The organism is Acinetobacter seohaensis, assembly GCF_056431365.1.
This window is the reverse complement of sequence record NZ_JBWKMK010000105.1, coordinates 1-3950: the sequence shown is the minus strand read 5'-3', so window position 1 is coordinate 3950 and position 3950 is coordinate 1. Positions and strand designations below refer to the sequence as shown.

At 41.2% G+C, this 3950-nt stretch carries 2 protein-coding genes and 1 pseudogene; 1 reads left to right on the top strand and 2 read right to left on the bottom strand.

The window, feature by feature from the left end; all coding sequences use genetic code 11:
• Window positions 1-74 (bottom strand): annotated as a pseudogene (locus AC07E5_RS10110) (IS607 family transposase); the annotation flags it as partial.
• An 86-nt stretch (window positions 75-160) separates the two neighbouring features.
• Window positions 161-2101 (bottom strand): ATP-binding cassette domain-containing protein, encoded by a 1941-nt coding sequence (locus AC07E5_RS10105; RefSeq protein WP_104852778.1) that lies wholly within the window; start codon window positions 2099-2101, stop codon window positions 161-163.
• Window positions 2102-2488: 387 nt separating this feature from the next.
• Here AC07E5_RS10105 and AC07E5_RS10100 point away from each other — a divergent pair, with 387 nt between their 5' ends.
• The gene (locus AC07E5_RS10100) at window positions 2489-3505 is read left to right on the top strand and encodes a putative solute-binding protein (protein WP_004969750.1); all 1017 of its coding nucleotides are present in this window, start codon (window positions 2489-2491) and stop codon (window positions 3503-3505) included.
• The last annotated feature ends 445 nt before the right edge of the window (window positions 3506-3950 follow it).

Below are 3950 nucleotides of genomic sequence, written 5' to 3'. Positions count from 1 at the left end.
TCCCATCTTCTTAGGGTTTGGATGGAAACACCCAGTGTTTTAGCTGCAACGCCAATACTAACATATCTACTCATTTGTATATAATAATATAGAAATAGGTAGATTTCAACTAGCAGTTATTAACCCTATTTAGCATAGCGTTAAAATCTCATCGGTATGGCTATTCAAAGCTACTTTCGAGTTCTTCCAATTCCATCATCAATTCAAGCATTTGTTCTTCTGCCTGCGCCAATTTGGTTTTCAGATCATTTTGCTCATTCATGAGTTTGAGCAAATCATCTTTACGGTTGGCATCGTAAAGGGCAGGATCTGCCAGTTCGGTTTCAATTTCAGTCAGACGCGGTTGAATTTTTTCAATTTGCGCTTCGTATTTTTCAATATTTTTACGAATAGGGCGAGTTTGTTCACGGCGTTGTGCTGCCAGTTTGCGTTGAGCTTCTTTATCTACTTTGACTAGGTTAGTCTTGTTCTCAACCACTGGACTTGGATTGGATGGAGCTGTGTTGGATGTACCTTGCTTAAGCATGTCTGCACGAGCTTGGCGTAACCATTGGGCATAATCTTGTAAATCGCCTTCAAATTCTGTGCATTGTCCTGCATGAACCAAGAGTAAGTCATCGCAGACACTGGCAATTAATTGACGTTCGTGTGACACCAATACCACTGCACCTTCATAATCCTGTAATGCCATGGTTAAGGCATGTCGCATATCTAAGTCTAAATGGTTGGTCGGTTCGTCCAGAATCAGTACGTTAGGACGTTGCCAGACAATTAAAGCCAAAGCCAAACGTGCACGTTCACCTCCTGAAAAACTTTCACAAGGCGTGTCCATACGTTCGCCACTAAAACCAAAACTGCCTAAAAAGGCGCGTAAAGTGGCTTCGCTGATTTTTTTATCGGCAATGCGTGCCAGTTGTAGCATCGGGCTGGCGCTATCATCCAAAGCATCCATTTGATGCTGTGCAAAATAGCCAATATTGAGTAATTCTGAGGCTTTGCGAGTACCTGCCAATAACGCCAATTCACCCACTAAGGATTTAATTAAGGTCGATTTACCTGCGCCGTTCATCCCCAATAAACCAATACGACTGGTCGGGGTAATTTGTAGGTTAATTTTGCTGGCAATCACTTTGTCTGCATAACCAATGCTGACTTGTTCCAAGGTCAGTAAGGGTGAACTCATTTTGGTCGGTTCACGGAAACTGAAGGTAAATGGTGTATCTACATGCGCAGGGGCAAGCAATTGCATACGTTCCAATTGTTTGATACGGCTTTGTGCCTGCCGTGCTTTGGTGGCTTTGGCTTTAAAGCGATCAATATATTTTTGTAAATGCGCACGGGTTTCTAATTGTTTTTCATACGCTTGTTGATGTTGTGCCAAGCGTTCACTGCGTGTGGTTTCAAAGGTTGAATAATTGCCCGTATATAAAGTCAGTTCACTATTTTCAATATGTAAAATATGATCGGTAATGGCATCTAAAAAATCACGGTCATGGGAAATCAGCACCAAAGTTCCCGCATAGGCTTTAAGCCAGTCTTCTAACCATAAAATTGCATCTAAGTCTAAGTGGTTGGTTGGTTCGTCCAGTAATAATAATTCGGAGCGACTCATTAAGGTACGCGCCAAATTTAAACGCATGCGCCATCCACCAGAAAAACTACTGACCGCCAAGCTGTTTTGATGTTCCATAAAACCTAAACCTGCCATCAGTTGTGCGGCTTTGGCGGGTGCGGTATAGCCATGAATTTCATCAAAACGACCATGCAAATGTGCAAGTTGGTCATTATTTAATTGTTCAGGATGTTGCAGTTGTTGTTGAATGTTCCAGTATTCTTCATCACCCGACAGCACAAAATCAATCGCAGGCAAATCCAATGCTTTAACTTCCTGTGCCATGTGCGCCACAGTCCAGCCTTGCGGACGGCTCAACGTACCTTCGTCTGGGGTTAAACTACCTAAAAGCGCAGCAAATAAACTGGATTTTCCTGCACCATTGACACCTGTAAGACCGACTTTCCAGCCTGGATGGATTTGCATAGACGCTTTTTGAAATAAAACACGTCCACCGCGGCGTAAAGAAACTTGGTCAAGTTGAATCATGGTGTTTACTGGTCACAACAAAAGTTGGGCATATTCTAATGGAAGCCCACCAGAAAACAAAAATAAGCCCAGTTTTATTTGTGATTTGCGAAAAATCTCTCTTGTGATGTTTAAAAATTATGATCTAACAACAGGCTTTTTTTATGACTTTGTAAACAAGCACAAAATACGTGCATGTTGGAAATGATCTTTATTTTGATCTAAATCTATAAAATATAAGTGAATTATGAAATAAAAATGATCGCTTAAATAAGGCAGTATAAGGTTTTGGCAGAATTGACAGATGAAATTCGAGTAAATGCTCTATTTTTTTAATTTGAACTTGCTTAATATTTGTTTCGTGTACGGACACTCAAAAATAAAAAAATCTGTAGAAGGATCGAAACAATGAAAAAAATATGGGTCAGCGCAACATTGACAGCATTCGCAGCGATCGGTTTCAGTGCTCAGGCGCAAGCAGCAAAAGTAGATGTATGTGTCTTTGACTTACTGGGTAAGTCAGGTGAATCTTTTCAGATGGCACAAGAGTGGGCGCTAGCAGCAAAAGGCTGGGGTGCAGAAGTCAATTTAATTCCACGTCAGGATGAAGCTGTCGCAGACAATGATTTTAAAGCAGGCAAATGTGATGGGGTATTTATGACCGCCATGCGTGCTCGCCAATACAATAAATTTGCAGGCTCGATTGATGCTTTAGGTGGTGCGCCAAGTAATGCGATTGCACAACGTGCCATCAGCTTTGCTTTAGATCAACGTAATGCAGCGAAAATGGTTACCAATTTAGGTGGCAAGAAATATGAAGTTGCGGGTATTTCACCTTTAGGTTCGGCCTTTATTTTTGTGCGCGACAAGAACATCAGCTCGATTGAAAAAGCAGCAGGGAAAAAGTTTGCGGTATTGGGCTATGACGATGCACAAAAAATTATGGTGCAGCGTGTAGGTGCGCAAGCTGTCATTTCTGATGTATCTAACTTTGTGGCGAAATTTAACAATGGTCAGGTCGATATGGTCGGTGCGCCTGCCTATGCGTACAAACCTTTAGAAATCTACAAGGGTTTAGGCAATAACGGGGCGATGTTTAACTTCCCTGTATTACAAGTGACCGCAGACTTTGTGATTCGCCCTGAACAATTCCCTGCGGGCTTTGGGCAAAAATCACGAGATTGGTTTGTAAAAAATCTGCCTAAAGCGATGAGTATGATTAATCGTTTAGAAGGTGAAATTCCAGCCAAATATAAAATGAACTTGAGCGCAGAAGATAAAACTAAATATCAAAAAATGCTACGTGATGGACGTATGGATATGACCAAACGCGGTATTTATGACCCTGCCATGATGAGTGTGTTAAAACGCGCTCGTTGTTCTGTCGAAAAAACCAATTTTGAATGTTCACTTGGTGGTGAATAGATTGATTTTTAATAAAAAGCCGAGGGTCTGTTGATATTTCATAAATGGCTTGCGCTGTAGGCTAAAACTGAGCAGATCAGGCATGAAACGTAGGGAATAGTGGGTCTATTGCCAAGTTTCATAACGCAATCTGAGAAAGTTTTAGCCACAGTCCTTCGGAATGAGCATATTTTTTGCTGCTATTGCGTTATGAGTCAGTCATTTAGAATGACTAAATTTCCTGCCTCATGCCTTATATCAGCTAAAAAACCTTGCGAGATATATCTCTCACGTCGCAAACATAGACGAAGTATCAACAGACCCTAGATTTCTAGGTTTTTTTATCCACTGGAGCGAAAAACCTCGTGGTTCAGCACGAGGATATAAGCGACTGGAGTAAACCATATGAACGACACGAAATGTCGTTTTAAATACTTGTACTATAGTCACTATTAAGAAAAATACT